This window comes from Clostridium sp., assembly GCF_029267215.1.
Classification (GTDB): domain Bacteria; phylum Bacillota; class Clostridia; order Clostridiales; family Clostridiaceae; genus Sarcina.
On the sequence record NZ_JARIDH010000047.1, the window covers coordinates 1 to 17,314 of the forward strand.

Sequence of the window (17,314 nt, forward strand, 5' to 3'; positions counted from 1 at the left end):
TTAAATCAGCAAAGAAAAGAATAAAAGTTACTGAAAAGAAAACTTTAAGAAATAAGATGATTAAGTCAGCTCTTAAAACTGCTATAAAGAAGTTTGAAGTAGCTGTTGAAGCTAATAACAAAGCAGAGGCTGCAACTTTATACGTTGAGGCTGCTAGAGCTTTAGATATGTCTGCTTCTAAAGGAGTAGTTCATAAAAACATGGCTGCTAGAAAGAAATCAAGATTAGCTGCTAAGTTAAACGCTATGGCTTAATTATATGGGTGTTAGATATTCTAACACCATTTTCTTTTTTTAAAGAATTATTTCTTCAAGTAAAAAATCCAGATTAGAAGTCTAATCTGGATTTTTTACTTGGCTACATTTTAATTTTAGTTGAAACTTTTTAAACACTTATAATAAGCAGTTTAAAGTTTCATTTAATTGCTAACTAAATCTATAAAATTAATTCTCTATTAAAATATCCTTTTTTATTTGAATAATTAAATGAATATAAAAACTCTAAATTACAGTACTTACAATCATAAGCTCTAATTCTGTTTTTTTATTTAAATTTGAGTTACTCTTTAATTTTTTCTCAGTATATAAGCACAAATTAATACATTTATTAAGTTGTTTTCCTGAAAACTTCTTACCTTGATTAATAAATTTCTCTATTACAAAATCGGGGAGGTTAATTCTGCTTACTTCTAAAAAATCTTTCTTAATTTCATTAATTCTATATCCTTCAGCTATTCTTATCTTTACTCTATGTAACTTTTGAAATTGTTCTCTAATTTGACTTAATATAAATATAGGATCTTGCCCTCTTCCTATAAGTTCATCCATTAAATCAATAGCTTGCTTAGGCTTTTTCATAGAAATAAGTTCAACTAAATCAAATATATCATCCTCATATCTAGGTGGAAGTAATATTTCAATATCTTTTCTTGTTATTTCTCTTTCCCCTACGTAGTTAACAATCTTATCTACTTCTCTTTCAATAATATCAAAGTTATTTTCTACTGAATCACAGAAATATTTTAACTCTATTCTTCCAATATTCTTATTATATTTTTGAAAAACTCTTGCTACCTTTTGTTGAAGCTTAACCCCTTTAAGCTTTTCAACAGATACTATACATGAATTTTTCTCTAATTTTTTAAGCTTAGATAACCTATTTACTCTCTCTCTTTTATCTTTTAAAGTCATATATGCTATTAAAACACAATGCTCTGGTGTATTTTGAAAGTAGTCAACACATTGTTTATATAACTTTTCACTTTCTTTATCCTGTTTATCTCTAAATATATTAGTTCTATTTAAAAGTACAACCTTCTTCTCACTCATAAATGGCATTGTTTCACAAGCATTCATAAAATCATCAAAGTTTAGATTATTCCCATCTAGTTTAATAAGATTTAAATCCTTAAAACTTTCTTCTAAAACAGTATCAATTATAGCTTCTATTCCCTCTTTTATTAAAAGTTCATCTAACCCAACTAATATATAACTTTTTTCAATCTTACCTTTTTTTAAATTTTCATATAAAACTTCTAAATCTATCATTAAAATATCAACCTTTCAAATCCCAGCTACTTATTTACATAAGTTAAAGTATATACGCACTTTTCTTTTGAATCAAATCAATTATATCATAATCACTTTTTTCTGACATTAAGGTTATCCTATTAAAATTTTTTTCTATGCTTATTAGATCTCCATTTTTAAGATAGAATTCAGTATCACCTTTCAAATGAATAACTTCACTAACAAACTCTTTCTTCATAACTTCCCTCTTAAAATAATCACTATTGTTATTTACTAAAGCTATTTTTCTAAAGGCATGTTCTACTATAACCCCTTTATTCCATTTATCTTCAATAACTCTAATCTTAGTTCCTAAAACATGCATATCTAAAATCAAAAGAGGTATAACTAAATAAACACCTATTCTAAATTTTTTAAGTCCTTTATAGCTCATATAAATACACAGCCCCATACTCATATATGCAAGAGCGAAAGTAGGATTTAAATAGTTTGATACAAAGGCTATTTTATCTAAAAATACTAATATTCCTCTGAAAATCACTAAAATTATTTTTAAAGGTATTACCAAAATAAAAATAAATCTCTCTCCTAAAAATACATATAATAAAAGCATCTGAAGAAGCAAAACTATTATTGGTGTTATTAAAAAAGTTGATATTAAAAAATTTATTGTAAACTTCCCAAAAACTATTACTAAAATAGGGTAAATAAATACCTGCGCTGACAATCCTAAACTAAAATATTCATTAACTTTTGGTGGTAGCATATAGAAAATCTCTAAAAACTTTTTATAAAAAAGCAATATCCCCAAAGTTCCACCAAAAGATAATAAAAATCCCATGTTAAACAAGCTATAAGGCATTAAAATTAAAATTATTGTGGCAGCAAAAGAAATTGAACTTAATGGATCATAAGTTTTAAATAATTTCTTGGCAGATTTTAATATTGTTATCATAATTAAAGCTCTTATAGATGAAGGAGAGGCACCTACTAATAAAACATATATTGAACATATTAATAAAGCTAACTTAAATGAAAGTTTCTTATATATTGTTGAAAATAACAAAGCTATATGAAATCCTGATATACAAATCAAATGAATTACTCCTAAATCTGCTAGAAAATCTCTTTGTCCATAGGTTAAATTTTCCTTATCTCCCCACAAAACTGCATTTAAAATTCCACTTTCAGCTTTTCCAAAGTATTTATTTAGCCTTTCATAATAAACTTTAGGGATATTTTTTATTTTATAAATAATATCTTTTTCCACTTTAATAATATCCTTTAAAAATACATATCCCACTCTTCCCCTATCTAAATTTATTTCTCTTTTAAACTTTCCAATACCATAAACCTTTTCTCCATATTCTATTTTCTCCCCACTCTGATTTCTAACTTCCACCAATTTTCCATTTAACTTACCTAAAGTAAAATCATCTTTAACCTCTACTATTCTTACTTCAAATAAACCTTCCCTTGAAAATTTAGGTTCATAATAATATGTACATCCTAAAACTCCTATTAAAAAAAATATAAGTCCAATATATAAAAAATCTCTTTCTAAAATAAAAATTCCAAACAAAAATAAAGGTACAACCACTAAAGCTGTACCTATTAAGTTTGAATTTCCAAAATAATATGTTAATATTCCTGATACAAGAAAAATAAATATTAATCCTAATGGTCTATTTATTGTTATTTTCTCAAACCTTTTCTCAAAACTTTTCATAAAATCTCTCCTTTAGGAGAAATTATTACCACTTTATTTTTCTTATAATCAAGATATTTTCATTGAAATATTATTTTAGCTATTTAATTTTATAAAACTTAATTTCAAACTCTGTTTTAGATATTTATTTATTTTGATTTAGGATTAAATATTAAAGCCATTATATATCCAAAGAAAATAGCTGCTGTTATCCCACCTGCTGCACCCTTTAACCCTCCTGTAAAGGCGCCTAAAAGCCCTTGTTCATTAACCTCTTTTATGGTTGCCTTAGCTAAAGCATATCCAAACCCTGGCAAAGGAATAGTTGCACCTGCACCACCTAATTTAACTAATTTCTCATATATTCCTAAAGCTCCTAATATGGTTCCTAAGGATACAAAGGCTACCAATATTTTTGCAGGTGTTAGCTTAGTTTTATCTATGAGTAATTGTCCTATTACACATATTGTCCCTCCAACTAAGAAGGCATTTATATAACTTTGCATTTTTCAAATTCTCCTTCCTATTTTAAATTACATATATTCTATAGCTACAGCATGAGCTATTCCAGGAATACTCTCTCCTTGAAGAGAAGAAGTAGAACTTAATAATGCCCCTGTTGAAACTAAAAGAATTCTCTTAAATTCTTTACTCATAAGTTTCTTATATAAATATCCACAACTCACTACTGCTGAACAACCACATCCACTTCCACCTGAATATGTATTTTGTCTTTCACTATCAAATATTTTTTCTCCACAATCTATATATACCTTGCTCACATCATATCCATATTCTTTAAGTAAGCTTTCTGTAAGCTTTCTTCCTACCTTACCTAAATCACCAGTTGCTATAACATCATAATCCTCTGGCTTTCTATTTGTATCAACAAAATGCTTATATATTGTATCAACAGCTGCTGGAGCCATGGCTGCTCCCATATTATCAGCATCTTTAATCCCATAATCTTTTACTATGCCTGTTGTCACATGAGTTACATAAGGAAAATCTCCCTCTTTTCCAAGAAGCATAGCTCCAGATCCTGTTACAGTCCATTGAGAATGTTCTTTTCTTTGACATCCGTATTCTAAAGGAAATCTAAATTGTCTTTCTGCAGAACTAAAATGTGATGATGTTGATGCAATAGAATATTTAGAAAATCCTCCATCTATAATCATTGATGCCAAACTTAATGATTCTGCCATTGTTGAGCAGGCACCATATACTCCAAAGAAAGGAATCTTAAATTCTCTTGCAACAAAGTTTGTTGATGTTAATTGATTTAATAAATCTCCTCCAAAAAGATAATCTACATCCTCTTCTTTAATCCCACTATTTTTTAATACACCTTCGATTGCAGTCATCATGAGACTACTCTCAGCCTTTTCAAAACTCTCACACCCATTGCAATCATCAGTTAAAATCTTATCAAAATATTCTTTTAAAGGTCCATCACCTTCCCTTGGTCCAACAATACTATAAGTAGAAATTATTCTTGGCTTATTTTCTAACTTTACAGTTTGAAGTCCAACTCTCTTTAATTTATTATTCAATTAAATCACCCCACAAGACCAAATCTAAGAAGTATGTAATATATTAATCCAACCAAAACAGAAGTTCCTGTTCCATAAACTAAAACAGGGCCTGCAATCTTAAACATATTTGCTCCAACCCCCATTACAAAACCTTCTTTTTTAAATTCTATAGCTGGTGAAACCATAGCATTTGAAAACCCTGTAATAGGTACAATAGTACCCGCTCCTGCTTTAGCCGCAATCTTATCATATATTCCAAGACCAGTTAAAAGTGCACCTAAAAATACCATAGTCATAGGCGTTATTATTGAAACTTGTTCTTCTGGAATTCCATATGATAATAAAGTATTTCTAATAAACTGACCAACAACACATATAAGTCCACCAACTATAAATGCCATAACACAATTTCTTAAAACCTTAGGTTTTGGTCTAATCTCTTCCTCAATTTCTTTAAATTTGATTTTTATCTTTTCATCACTTTCGTAAGTAGCCATCCATATTAACCCACCTTTTCTTTTGATTTATAATTATAGTATTGTTCCTTATTCTTAATATATACAAAAAAATAAGCATTATTTTCTATGAAACTTCATAAAAAACAATGCTACCAAAATATTTCATTTATTATCAATCCTCTTCTAATTTTTCCTTCATTAGTTTTAACACTTTCTTCTCAATCCTAGAAACTTGAACTTGACTTATACCAAGCATTTTAGCAACTTGAATTTGAGTTTTATCCCTAAAATATCTAAGCATTATAATTTGCCGTCCTTTTTGATCTAAAGAACTTATAGCTTCTTTTAAAGCTATTTTATTAAGCATATCATCATCTTGTCCTTTTTCACTCAATTTATCTATTAAAAGTACAGGAGTTCCTTCATCATGATGAATTGTATCATATAAATACTGCATACTATTTGCAGACTCCAAAGCAACAATGACCTCTTCTTTATTAACCTTAGAATATTCAGATAATTCTTCGATAGTTGGTTCTCTATTTAACTTTTTTATTAATTCCTCTTTATTATAATGAAGCTTCTTAGCTAAGGTTTTTGTGCTTCTACTAACCTTTATTATTCCATCATCTCTCAAAAATCTCTTTATCTCTCCAATAATCATAGGAACTGCATAGGTTGAAAACTTTACATTAAAACTATTATCAAAATTATTTATAGCTTTAACTAGCCCCATTGACCCTATCTGAAAAATATCTTCATATTCATATCCTCTATTCATAAACCTCTTACATATAGAAGAAACTAAGGGCGTATTAACTTCTATAAGTTTATTCATTGCATCTTTATTACCCTCTTTAGCCAAATCTATAAGGGTAGTATTTTTATCATAATTAAAATTATCCTTCTCAATACTGCTAATATCCATAGACTTATTCACCTGCCTATGTATTTATTTTCTTCTTCATTATTATTTTAGTTCCTTTGCCTTTTTCACTATAAACCTCTAAAGAATCCATAAAAGTTTCCATAACAGTAAAACCCATTCCTGATCTTTCAAGCTCTGGTTTTGATGTATATAAAGGCTCTCTCGCTTCTTCTAAATTTTTAATTCCTATTCCATTATCTTCTACAATTATTTCAATCTCATCATCTTTTATGCTTGCTTCAATTATTACTATTTTGCTTTCATCACATTCATAACCATGAATTATAGAATTTGTTACAGCCTCAGAAACAGCAGTTTTTATATCTGTAAGTTCTTCAATTGTTGGATCTAACTGTGCAACAAAAGCAGAAACACTAACCCTTGCAAACCCTTCATTTTCAGACTTAGCTAAAAACTCTAATCTCATTTTATTATCCATATTAACCCCTCCATTAACCCACTTTTAGAGCTTCATCCAAATTTTCGTAATACTTTATTATTTTAAATATTCCAGATAATTCAAAGACTCTCTTTATGCTTTTATTTACAGATATTATGTTAACCTCACCAGAACGCATATTAATCTTCTTATATCTCCCTATTATAACACCTATTCCTGAACTATCCATGAAAGTTACTCCTGAAAAATCTAATATTAATTTTTTTATATTTTCCCTACTTATTCTATCATCTATTTTTACCCTTACTTCCTCTGCACTATGATGATCTAACTCTCCAATTAAACTAACAACTAAATTACTTCCTCTACTTTCAAAATCTAACCACATAAAAACACTCTTACAGAGCTTCACCTCCCAATTTCTTTTCCATATTTTAACATATTTTATGCATTTATGTCAAACATTCCTATTATAATATTGAAATTTAAAATAACAAAGAAACTTTTCCTATTAATCTAAAAATAAAAGGATACTAACTTTAGTACCCTTTGCCTTTAATCATAAACAAAATACACTTAACTATTTTCTTTTATATTTATCTATTTCCTCATTTATTTTAGTACTCATATCTTCTAAGGTGCTCTTATCATCTAAAAGTAAGGTCATTATGGCTTCATTCACATCGTTCATAATATAAATCTTAAATTCTCCCTTTTTAATAGCCTCTTCAACCTCTGAATTAAGAATCAATTCATCTTTATTGCTTTCTGGAATTAAAACAGCTTTTCCAATATGACTTCCTAAAGTTTTACAAACATTAAAGAATCCCTCTATTTTTTCATTTACTCCACCTATTGGTTGAACTTGACCAAATTGATTTACTGAACCTGTGACGGCAATACTTTGATCTACAGGCATTTTACTTAAAGCTGATATCATTGCAATTACTTCAGCAACAGATGCACTATCTCCTTCTATCTTTCCATATAACTGTTCAAAGCTTAATTGAAAATCTACAGGAAGAACTTCATATTTACTAACGAAATTATTTAAAAATCCTCTTAAAATACTTAAAGATTTATTGTGTATGCTTCCACTTAAATTACTCTCACTTTGAGCATCCATTATCTTTCCACTACCTTTATAACAAGTACAAGTTATTCTAATCGGCTTACCAAAACTCATATATCCTAAGTCTATAACTGATAATCCATTAACACTTCCTACTACTTTATTGTCCATATCAAAAAGTATCTTTCTATCTTTATACATTTCTAAATAATCTTTCTCAAAAATACTAAATCTTTTTATAACAGATTCAATACATTCCTTATCTATTATACTTTTTCCATGTAAATTACACTCTTCATTAGCAAGTAATAAAACTTTTTCTATTTCATCAATATCCCAAAGAATTTTTTTTCTTGTTTCAGCTTTTCTAGCTAAATGTTTTCCTAGCGAATTAACCCCTGATGAAGAAATTTTCAATAAATCATTATCATAAATCACATTATTTATTATCTCTAGTAAGGATTTCTTATTATCATCAATTTCTATTAAATTTGAAAACTCAGCTCTTATTCTAAAAATTTTCTTGAAATCTTCATCATAGTTATAAAGAAGATCATAGCTTTCAAAATCTCCTATTATAATAATATTAACCTTAATAGGAATAGGCTCTGGTTTCAATCCATTTAAAGAAAGTAGTTCTAGATATCCTCTATTAAAATCATAATTTATTTTACTATTTAGTAATGCTCTTCTTAAATAATAGTAACTATTTGTATTATTCATTAAAGAACTAAGTCTTATAATCAAGCATCCCTCATTAGCTTCTAATAAAGAACCTGATTTTATAAGCTTAACATCAGTTGAATATACTCCGTTATGATTCTCATACTCTATTGTACCCAAAAGATTATTTATACTTGGGTCTTCTTCAAAAATCACCTTTGGATAATTTATTCCTTTACTATTTTTTATGATATTACAAACATATCTTCCAACTATCTCATTTATCTTTTCTTCATCATCATCAAAGTTTATTGTATAGTTATCAATCAATTCATTTTCTAAACTTTCACAAACATCAATAAGATAGTTAAAACCATCTTCTTCCTTCTCAAATTCCTGCTTAATCTTTTCCTTAAGTGAGGCTGCTTCCCTCTCTAAGTATTCCCTTAATATTATTTTAAGTTTCTCTATTGAATCTATTTCTATATTTTTAAGTTCTTCTAATACTCCTTCTGCACCTTCTTTAAGCTTTCCAGCTTTCAAGGAAATATCACCTTTACTATCTTCCTCTAAGTCATCAAACTCTTCCTCAGTCATAGCCTCTCCATCTAATAAAGGGATAAAAGCAAATCCTGATGAAGTTGCCTTTAAATCAAAGCCTTCTTGTTTTGCATTTTTTATTAATTCTCCTATATAATCACTTCTCTTCTTCTGAATGTCATTTATTATATCTTCCTTCTCTTTGTTTATAGAAGAATTATAGAAAGCATATATTTCTTCATAATAAAAAGATTTAATATGTTCTAAATTTTCCTCTAATCTTTCTCCACCACCATTTTCTAAAAAAACTACTTTTGGACAACGTACATCTTCTAAAGTTACATAACATATATCCTTTGGTTTTTTTCTATCTTTCATCTTTTCTTCTATATGTGAAGTTATATATCTTAGTTTTTGTTTTGAAAATTCATCAATTAAATAAACATTAAAGCCATCCTTATTTATACTCAATGCTTCATCAATTCTTTTAAAAACCTCTGAATATTCACTTCTATTGTTTTCTTTCCCAACTATACCTCTAGTAAAATCTTCATTGTAAATTACTTCTTGTGGAGTTAACTCTCTTTTCATAAACATTCACTCATAAAACCTAATAAAGGCTTTAATAGAGTAACCTCCTATTTATAAGTACTTTATTATATTAATATTCTCAAAATTTAAATTTAGCCATCATTTTCACTTTTTTATTCATTATTTTTTTTCGACAAAAAAAGAGTTTAATTAATAAGTATTTTCTAACTTAATTAATTAAACTCTTCTAAATTTATATTTTAAAATTTATACTTTTTAGTAATTTGAATCTGAAACTTTACCTTCGCATATAGCTATTGAAGCTGAAGCTCCTATTCTTGTTGCCCCATTATTTATAACAGCCTCTGCATCAGCTATTGATCTTACACCACCTGATGCCTTAACTCCTAATTCTTTACCAACAGTTTCTCTCATTAATTTTATATCTTCTGGAGTTGCTCCACCTGTTGAGAATCCAGTTGATGTTTTAACAAAATCTGCACCTACTTCCTTAGCTAATTTACAAACTTCAACTTTTTCTTCATCAGTTAAAAGACAAGTTTCTATTATAACTTTTGTAAGCGCTTTCTTATCAGCAGCATCAACAACAGCTTTTATGTCATTTTTAACATATTCATAATCTTTATCTTTTAATCTTCCTATGTTTATAACCATATCTACTTCTTGAGCACCCTTAGCTATAGCATCCTTAGTTTCAAAAGCTTTAACTTCTGATGTGTTAGCTCCTAAAGGGAAACCTATTACTGTACAAACTTTAACTTCGCTTCCTTTTAGTATTTTAGCTGCTAACTCAACATTAGTTGGGTTTACACAAACTGATGCAAAATTATATTCTAAAGCCTCTTTGCAAAGCTTTTCTATTCCAGCTTTAGTAGCCTCTGGTTTTAATAAAGTATGGTCTATCATTCTTGCTAATTGTTCTTTATTCATCTTACTTCCTCCTAAGATAACATTTTCATATAAACTAATTATAGGCTATATCTTAAAATAAGTCCATAATTCAAATATCTATATACTATAATCCACCAATATTTTCTACGTAAATACTCTATTTAACTCCTTATAAATACTGTTTATAAAAATTTATAAAAGGCTTTAACCTAGCCATTTAACCAAAGTATTTTAATATGTGTAATATTATGTTATAATACTGATTATCATATAATATATGTATTTATAGTAATAATAAATGTAAATTCGTCAACTTAAAAAGGAGTTATAATTATGGGTTTCAAAGAAAAATTATCTAAATATTACACTGATTCTTACCTTGAAAAATACGGCGACAGAATGGCCCAATTCCAAGGAAGCATAATTTCTGAAAAAATAGAAGAAAAAACTATTCTTTGGATATTCCACAAGTTAGTTGTTACTTTAATAGTTAAACCTGAAAGAAGTAAGCAAATAATTAAATGTGTATATAGCAAGAATCGTTGGTTTAAAAAGCCTACTTTCATATCTGTGAAAAAAGGAAACAATGTTATAGTTCAAGGTCTTAAGTCAAATAAAGAAGGCGAGAAAGAATTTATCGCCCTTAACAATATATTAAACTTAACTACTAAGCAAGACTTAGTTCCAGTTGATCATTCACAATTAAAGAAAGCTAAACAACAACAATTTAAACAAAGATAAAAAAGCTGTATAAATGTACAGCTTTTTTATTTTAGTTTTAAATATAATTATTAAAACCTAACTCTTTAACTTCTCTTTTTTTCTTTTAATAAATTTTACATTTTCAAATCAAAGTTTTAATGCTTTTTATTTAAGCTCTGTTTAAGACATTCATAAGTAAACAATACTATTTAACCTTGTCTTTTATAAACAAATACAAGCTGTTTATAAAGAATATTATACTTGAAAAGAATAATACTATTAACCAGTGATTAAATCCTAAAATAGTTGTATGGAATATTGCACTAAAAAATGGTATATATATTATACTTAAAAGCATAATTATTGAAATACAAACTGCTAAAACTAAATACATATTAGTAAATAATTTTATTTCAAATATAGAATGTCTTTCTGATCTACATTCAAAAACATGTAAAAGCTGTGAAATTACTAATGTTGATAAAGCCATAGTTCTACATGTATCTAAATCCATACCATATAATCCACCAACAATAAATGATAGTAAAGTACATATACCTATTAAACATCCTCTAACTAAAATCTTCTCTGTCAATCCTCTAGCAAATATACCTTCTTTTTTATTTCTAGGTTGCTGATTCATTATATCCTTATCAGCAGGATCAACACCTAAGGCAATAGCAGGAAGTCCATCTGTTGCTAAATTTACAAATAATATTTGTATAGGTAGCATTGGATTTGGAAGATAGAATATTGATGCTAAGAACATAGTTAACACTTCTCCTAAGTTACATGATAATAAATATCTTATAAACTTTCTTATATTATCATAAATTATTCTTCCCTCTTCTACAGCAGATACAATAGTTTCAAAATTATCATCCATTAAAATCATTGAAGAAGCCTCTTTTGTAACATCTGTACCTGATATTCCCATGGCTATTCCAATATCAGCTTCTTTTATTGCAGGCGCATCATTAACCCCATCTCCTGTCATTGCAACAATATTTCCATTTTTCTTAAATGCCTTAACAATTCTAAGCTTATGATTAGGAGTAACCCTTGCAAATATTTTCAACCTATTTACTCTCTTTCTCAACTCATTATCATCTATTTTATCTAACTCTTCACCAGTTATTACTTGATCTTGCGAATTAGCTATATTTAAATCTTTTCCTATGGCAAAAGCTGTATTTTTATGGTCACCAGTTATCATTACAGGTGTTATTCCTGCAAGCCTACATCTTATTACAGAATCCTTAACCTCTGGCCTTGGTGGGTCAATTATACCTGCTATTCCTAGAAAAATTAGGTTATCTTCCAAGCTATTATCACGAGTTAAGCCATCAAATTTATATGCACCTCCAATACACCTCAATGCTCTATTACTCATATTTTCTACTGCATTAAGAATTTGTTGTTTTTTCTGAGATGTTAATATTTTTACCTTTCCATCTTCTTGAATATATCTACATTTGTTTATAAGCCTTTCAGGTGCCCCTTTAACATAACAAACTTCTTTCATTCCTTCTTTAATTATTACAGACATCATTTTTCTACTTGAATCAAAAGGAATATCAAAAACTCTATTTATATTTGAAACCTTGTTTTTTAATGTTTCAACATTATTAAAATAAGCTTTTATTAAAGCTGTTTCAGTAGGATCTCCATTTAAAACTTCATCGATTTTTTTCTTTGAAAAATCATAATTACAATCATTACAATAAACAAATGCTTTCATAAGCATAGGAGAATTAGGTATATTATCAACATCTAATCTAAAATGCTTTCCTTCAGCAAAAATTTCTTTAACTGTCATTTTATTCTGAGTAAGCGTTCCTGTTTTATCACTACATATTATAGAAGTACAACCTAAGGTTTCAACTGCTGGTAGCTTTTTAACTAAGGCATTTCTTTTAAGCATCCTAGAAACTCCCAATGCTAAAGAAACTGTGACAATGGCTGCCAAGCCCTCTGGAATTGCTGCAACTGCCAAACTTACTCCAAGCAAAAACATTTCTGTTAAATCATTTCCTCTTATAATTCCTAAAATAGTTACTAAAGCACATATTCCTAAACATAATACTAATAATATCTTTCCTAATCCATCTAATCTCTCTTTTAAAGGTGACTTTTCTTCTTCTATGTCTTGTAACATATCTGCTATTGAACCCATCTTAGTACTCATTCCAATAGCATTTACAACAAATTTTCCTTTACCTTTTAAAACCTTAGTCCCCATATATGTTGAGGAAGCTTCTTTTGACGAAATTGATTTATTAACCCCTACAGACTCTCCAGTTAATAAAGATTCGTCTATCATAAGATTGGTACAATCAAAAATTTCTCCATCTGCAGGAACCCTATCTCCAGCCTCTAAAATAACAACATCGCCAATTGTTAACTCATTTGTATTAACAACTTTTATATTGCCATCTCTCATAACCTTACAGGTTGGCGCAGCTAAAGATTTTAATGCATCTAAAGATTTTTCTGTTTTAAATTCTTGTATAAATCCTAAAAACCCATTTATCACCACAATTACAAATATGGTTATTGCATCTGCAACATCACCCATTAAACCTGATATTATCGTAGCCCCAATTAAAACCCATATTATAAAATCATTAAATTGTTGTAATAATATTTTTATAGCTGAAACTTTCTTCTTTTCTGTTATTTCATTCAATCCAAATTTTTCTATTCGTTTTTCTGCTTCTTTACTTGTTAGCCCTCTAAAAAGTTCTTTCTCATGCATAACTTTTTTGTTCCTCCTTTTTTCCTAGCAATCTATTGTAATATATGTTTAAATGTATTATTTTTAGAACTAAAATAATTCTTATGTAACACCTTACTTAAAGACAAAAGAGTGCTTATCCTATATAATAGAAAATTATTCTAATATGTGATAAAATGAGATTACTTTACTTTTAATAATTTAGGAATTAAAATATATTCATGAATTAAAATTTATTTTAAATTAAATAACTAAGGAGGCAACCTAAATGAAGGATGTTATATACGTAACAGGACATAAAAATCCTGATTCAGATTCAATATGTGCAGCTTTATCATATGCTGAATTTAAAAATAAAACTCAAGACATTCCTGCAATCCCAGTTAGATTAGGAAATGTAAATCAAGAAACTCAATACATACTTGATTATTTTGGTGTTGAAGCACCTAAATACTTAGAGACTGTTAAAATAAAAGTTGAAGATTTAGAAATGGATAAAATCGCTCCATTATCTCCAGAAGCTTCATTAAAAATGGCTTGGAATATAATGAAAGATAAAAACTTAAAATCAATCCCAGTAGCTGATGGAAATAACAATTTATTAGGAATGTTATCAACATCAAATATAACAGCTACTTATATGGATGTATGGGATAGCAATATACTTTTTAAAAGTAAAACTTCATTAGATAACATTTTAGATACATTATCTGCAGAAGCTCAAAACGTAAATGAAGATATTAAAGTCTTCCCAGGAAAAGTTGTAGTAGCTGCTATGCAATCTGAGTCATTAAAAGACTTCATAAACGAAGGAGACATAGCTATAGTTGGAGATAGATCTGAAGTACAAGCTGAATTAATAGAATTAAATGTTTCTTTATTAATAGTTGCTGGTGGACATACACCATCACAAGAAATTATAAAACTTGCTGAAGAGAATAAAATAACTCTTATAACTACTCCTTATGATTCATTTACAGCTTCAAGATTAATAGTTCAAAGTTTACCTGTCAGCTATGTTATGACTAAAGATAATATAGTTTCAGTATCAACTGATGACTTAGTTGAAGATGTAAAAGTAGTAATGAGTGAAACTAGATACAGTAACTATCCTGTATTAAATGAAAACAATAAAGTTATTGGATCAATAGCTAGATTCCACTTAATTTCAAAACATAAGAAAAAAGTTATACAAGTTGACCATAATGAAAGAGGTCAATCAGTAAATGGTCTAGATGAAGCTGAAGTATTAGAAATAATAGATCACCACAGAGTTGCTGATATACAAACTGGAAATCCAATATATTTCAGAAATGAACCTCTTGGAAGCACATCAACAATAGTTGCTAAGAGATTTTTTGAAAATGGAATAAAACCTTCAAGAGAAGCAGCTGGATTATTATGTGGAGCTATAATATCAGATACATTACTATTCAAATCACCAACTTGTACACCACAAGATATTAAGATTTGTAGAAAACTTGCTGATATAGCTGGAATAATTCCTGAAGAATTTGCTAAAGAAATGTTCAAAGCTGGTACTTCATTAAAAGGTAAATCAATAGAAGAAATATTCAACTCTGACTTCAAACCTTTCACTATAGCAGGTGTTAAAGTTGGTGTTGCTCAAGTTAATACAATGGATATCGAAGGATTTATGCCTTTAAAAGAAGAAATGTTAGCTTACATGAACCAAAAAGCTGAATCAATGGGCTTAGAAATGATTATGTTATTATTAACTGATATCATAAACGAAGGTTCTCAAATTTTAGTAGCTGGTAAATTCCCAGAAATAGCTGAGGAAGCATTTAAAGTTAAGTTAGAAGATTCAACTACATTCTTACCTGGAGTTCTTTCAAGAAAGAAACAAGTTGTACCTCCACTAACTCAAACAATAACAACAAGAATAAATATGTAGTAATTTAATAAATTAAAGTGGAAATTTATGTACTTTTTCTTAAACAAAAAGCAATCTCCAAACAGAGATTGCTTTTCCTATTTCCACTTTAATATTTTATAAGTATCATTATTTTTCTTATAATTTATTAAATAAGCATTACCTACTAAGTCTAATAAAGGCTTATCTGATAGTGAATCAGAAAACATATAAGAATTTTTATAATCAACTTCTATGTTATGTTCATTTAGATATTCCTTAAGTCTTATTACTTTTTCTTCACCCTTACAATTTTCTCCTACCATTTTTCTTTCAAACTTTCCTTGGTTAATTGAAAATCTTGTTCCTATTATAACATCCACTTCTTTTATATTATAAAGTTCATTTAAATAAAACTCTGGTGAAGCTGAGATTAAAAACACCTTACATCCTTCATCCTTTAACTTTCTAATCATATCTATAGAATCTTTATATAGTATCTTACTTAAAACTTCATCATAATACTTTTTGACAAGAATCTGCAAACTCTTCTCATCTATCCCATCTATAAACTTAAGAAAAGATTGCTTAACCATCTTCTCATCATACACTTTAATTCCATACATAATTCCTGAAAATAAAGCTCTTGGAATAAATCTTAAGTTTTTTTTATCATCTTTTATTAAGAATTTAAAAAATTGTAGTAATGTCTCCTTACGTGTTAAAGTAAAATCAACATCGAATATAGCTAATTTTTCTTTTTTCATATTTTTTCACCACATTTCAAAGCTGTCTTTATTTTAATAATTTACTATTTCTCCTATAACTAAATAAAAGATGATGTAAAACATCATCTTTTATTTAAACTATTCAGCTAAATTTTCTTCGTAGTATTTAACAACCTCATCAAACTCTTCTTCTGCAGGAAGAACTAATTCTCCTTCTTCCCCTTGAGATTTGAATAAGTAAACTGATTCATCTGGATGTTGTACTAAAACATACTCTTCTTCTTTATATTCAAAAGCGTCAATAACGTCACAAGTTATTGTGTTTCCTTCTTCATCTTCTAAATCTACAACGAAATGCTCTAAATGCTCATCTCCACATCCACAGCCTTCATGATGATCATGTCCGTGATCGTGACCATGTCCACCACATCCACATCCTTCATGTTTATCTTCTTTTTCGCTTCCACAACCACAGTTGCCTCCGCAGCATTTATTTAATTCTTTATCTGACATATTAATTTCCTCCCTTGTGGAAAATTTACTTTATACTAATTGTACCCTTAAATACAAAATAATTAAAGTATTTTCTTTTATATTATTATAATAATATTTTTAACACAATACTAAATTCTAATCAATATACAAAAAAATTAATATTAACTATACTATTTCTATAATAAAAAAGTTTTCTTTAAAGCACAAATGCTTTAAAGAAAACTTTTTTATTAAGGATTAGTGAGTAAATCCTTGAACACCTTTTTTAACTTCTTTATTTAAAAATCTAGCATTATTTAAATCATTTATTGCAGTTTTTATATCTCTTACCAATAACTCTGCTAAGTTTCTACTTAAATCTGAACGACAAACAAATCTTTGAATTATTACATCTTGTAAATCTGCTGGTAATGGATAAGCTGGTACCTGCCATCCTTTCATTAATAATCTATCTGCTAAATCATATAATGTCCACTCTACATTAGCATCATCTTTTAATT

At 28.1% G+C, this 17,314-nt stretch carries 16 protein-coding genes and 1 pseudogene; 3 read left to right on the forward strand and 14 right to left on the reverse strand.

Annotation, left to right across the window (positions count from 1 at the left end; translation table 11 throughout):
- Positions 1-254 (forward strand): 30S ribosomal protein S20 (gene rpsT, locus Q1K13_RS09305; protein WP_300349937.1); only part of this gene is annotated, 254 nt, incomplete at its 5' end.
- Between the two features lie 246 nt (positions 255-500).
- Here the strand turns inward: rpsT and holA are convergent.
- The 10 genes from holA to deoC form a co-directional block, all read right to left on the reverse strand.
- Positions 501-1,547, reverse strand: a complete 1,047-nt coding sequence (gene holA / locus Q1K13_RS09310; RefSeq protein ID WP_300349939.1) for a DNA polymerase III subunit delta — start codon at positions 1,545-1,547, stop codon at positions 501-503.
- Between the two features lie 43 nt (positions 1,548-1,590).
- Positions 1,591-3,258: a ComEC/Rec2 family competence protein gene (locus tag Q1K13_RS09315; protein WP_300349941.1), complete on the reverse strand. Its 1,668-nt coding sequence runs from the start codon at positions 3,256-3,258 to the stop codon at positions 1,591-1,593.
- A gap of 128 nt (positions 3,259-3,386) precedes the next feature.
- The gene (spoVAE, locus tag Q1K13_RS09320; protein WP_300349943.1) at positions 3,387-3,743 is read right to left on the reverse strand and encodes a stage V sporulation protein AE; all 357 of its coding nucleotides are present in this window, start codon (positions 3,741-3,743) and stop codon (positions 3,387-3,389) included.
- Between the two features lie 27 nt (positions 3,744-3,770).
- A complete protein-coding gene (gene spoVAD, locus Q1K13_RS09325) occupies positions 3,771-4,790 on the reverse strand; it encodes a stage V sporulation protein AD (protein ID WP_300349945.1) in 1,020 nt (339 codons plus the stop codon).
- 5 nt (positions 4,791-4,795) lie between these two features.
- Positions 4,796-5,269 (reverse strand): stage V sporulation protein AC, encoded by a 474-nt coding sequence (gene spoVAC, locus Q1K13_RS09330; protein WP_300349948.1) that lies wholly within the window; start codon positions 5,267-5,269, stop codon positions 4,796-4,798.
- A 133-nt stretch (positions 5,270-5,402) separates the two neighbouring features.
- On the reverse strand, positions 5,403-6,158 hold the full coding sequence (gene sigF, locus Q1K13_RS09335) for an RNA polymerase sporulation sigma factor SigF (RefSeq protein WP_300349951.1): 756 nt from the start codon (positions 6,156-6,158) through the stop codon (positions 5,403-5,405).
- Positions 6,159-6,174: 16 nt separating this feature from the next.
- On the reverse strand, positions 6,175-6,597 hold the full coding sequence (spoIIAB, locus tag Q1K13_RS09340; RefSeq protein WP_300349953.1) for an anti-sigma F factor: 423 nt from the start codon (positions 6,595-6,597) through the stop codon (positions 6,175-6,177).
- A 13-nt stretch (positions 6,598-6,610) separates the two neighbouring features.
- Positions 6,611-6,946, reverse strand: coding sequence for an anti-sigma F factor antagonist (gene spoIIAA, locus Q1K13_RS09345; RefSeq protein ID WP_300349956.1), 336 nt, complete (start codon positions 6,944-6,946; stop codon positions 6,611-6,613).
- 192 nt (positions 6,947-7,138) lie between these two features.
- A complete protein-coding gene (locus Q1K13_RS09350; protein WP_300349958.1) occupies positions 7,139-9,424 on the reverse strand; it encodes an AAA family ATPase in 2,286 nt (761 codons plus the stop codon).
- Positions 9,425-9,640: 216 nt separating this feature from the next.
- The gene (deoC, locus tag Q1K13_RS09355) at positions 9,641-10,315 is read right to left on the reverse strand and encodes a deoxyribose-phosphate aldolase (RefSeq protein WP_300349960.1); all 675 of its coding nucleotides are present in this window, start codon (positions 10,313-10,315) and stop codon (positions 9,641-9,643) included.
- Positions 10,316-10,609: 294 nt separating this feature from the next.
- On the opposite strand from deoC, the gene Q1K13_RS09360 reads away from it, so the two are divergent.
- A complete protein-coding gene (locus tag Q1K13_RS09360; RefSeq protein ID WP_300349963.1) occupies positions 10,610-11,017 on the forward strand; it encodes a hypothetical protein in 408 nt (135 codons plus the stop codon).
- Between the two features lie 166 nt (positions 11,018-11,183).
- On the opposite strand, the gene Q1K13_RS09365 is transcribed toward Q1K13_RS09360, so the two are convergent.
- The gene (locus Q1K13_RS09365) at positions 11,184-13,736 is read right to left on the reverse strand and encodes a calcium-translocating P-type ATPase, PMCA-type (RefSeq protein ID WP_300349966.1); all 2,553 of its coding nucleotides are present in this window, start codon (positions 13,734-13,736) and stop codon (positions 11,184-11,186) included.
- Positions 13,737-13,983: 247 nt separating this feature from the next.
- Here Q1K13_RS09365 and Q1K13_RS09370 point away from each other — a divergent pair, with 247 nt between their 5' ends.
- Complete coding sequence (locus Q1K13_RS09370) at positions 13,984-15,633, forward strand: putative manganese-dependent inorganic diphosphatase (RefSeq protein WP_300349969.1); 1,650 nt, start codon at positions 13,984-13,986, stop codon at positions 15,631-15,633.
- 77 nt (positions 15,634-15,710) lie between these two features.
- Here the strand turns inward: Q1K13_RS09370 and Q1K13_RS09375 are convergent, their stop codons facing one another.
- From Q1K13_RS09375 to Q1K13_RS09385, 3 genes and pseudogenes are all read right to left on the reverse strand, one after another.
- Positions 15,711-16,358, reverse strand: coding sequence for an HAD-IB family hydrolase (locus Q1K13_RS09375; protein ID WP_300349972.1), 648 nt, complete (start codon positions 16,356-16,358; stop codon positions 15,711-15,713).
- Between the two features lie 99 nt (positions 16,359-16,457).
- A complete protein-coding gene (locus Q1K13_RS09380) occupies positions 16,458-16,832 on the reverse strand; it encodes a DUF1292 domain-containing protein (RefSeq protein WP_300349975.1) in 375 nt (124 codons plus the stop codon).
- 219 nt (positions 16,833-17,051) lie between these two features.
- Positions 17,052-17,314, reverse strand: a pseudogene (locus Q1K13_RS09385) (glutamate decarboxylase); the annotation flags it as partial.

Bases quoted from the DNA above. Each gene is read 5' to 3' on its own strand.
- holA (WP_300349939.1), bottom strand. From the start codon at position 1,547: ATGATAGATTTAGAAGTTTTATATGAAAATTTAAAAAAAGGTAAGATT.
- Q1K13_RS09315 (WP_300349941.1), bottom strand. From the start codon at position 3,258: ATGAAAAGTTTTGAGAAAAGGTTTGAGAAAATAACAATAAATAGACCA.
- spoVAE (WP_300349943.1), bottom strand. From the start codon at position 3,743: ATGCAAAGTTATATAAATGCCTTCTTAGTTGGAGGGACAATATGTGTA.
- spoVAC (WP_300349948.1), bottom strand. From the start codon at position 5,269: ATGGCTACTTACGAAAGTGATGAAAAGATAAAAATCAAATTTAAAGAA.
- sigF (WP_300349951.1), bottom strand. From the start codon at position 6,158: ATGGATATTAGCAGTATTGAGAAGGATAATTTTAATTATGATAAAAAT.
- spoIIAB (WP_300349953.1), bottom strand. From the start codon at position 6,597: ATGGATAATAAAATGAGATTAGAGTTTTTAGCTAAGTCTGAAAATGAA.
- spoIIAA (WP_300349956.1), bottom strand. From the start codon at position 6,946: ATGTGGTTAGATTTTGAAAGTAGAGGAAGTAATTTAGTTGTTAGTTTA.
- Q1K13_RS09350 (WP_300349958.1), bottom strand. From the start codon at position 9,424: ATGAAAAGAGAGTTAACTCCACAAGAAGTAATTTACAATGAAGATTTT.
- deoC (WP_300349960.1), bottom strand. From the start codon at position 10,315: ATGAATAAAGAACAATTAGCAAGAATGATAGACCATACTTTATTAAAA.
- Q1K13_RS09360 (WP_300349963.1), top strand. From the start codon at position 10,610: ATGGGTTTCAAAGAAAAATTATCTAAATATTACACTGATTCTTACCTT.
- Q1K13_RS09365 (WP_300349966.1), bottom strand. From the start codon at position 13,736: ATGCATGAGAAAGAACTTTTTAGAGGGCTAACAAGTAAAGAAGCAGAA.
- Q1K13_RS09370 (WP_300349969.1), top strand. From the start codon at position 13,984: ATGAAGGATGTTATATACGTAACAGGACATAAAAATCCTGATTCAGAT.
- Q1K13_RS09375 (WP_300349972.1), bottom strand. From the start codon at position 16,358: ATGAAAAAAGAAAAATTAGCTATATTCGATGTTGATTTTACTTTAACA.
- Q1K13_RS09380 (WP_300349975.1), bottom strand. From the start codon at position 16,832: ATGTCAGATAAAGAATTAAATAAATGCTGCGGAGGCAACTGTGGTTGT.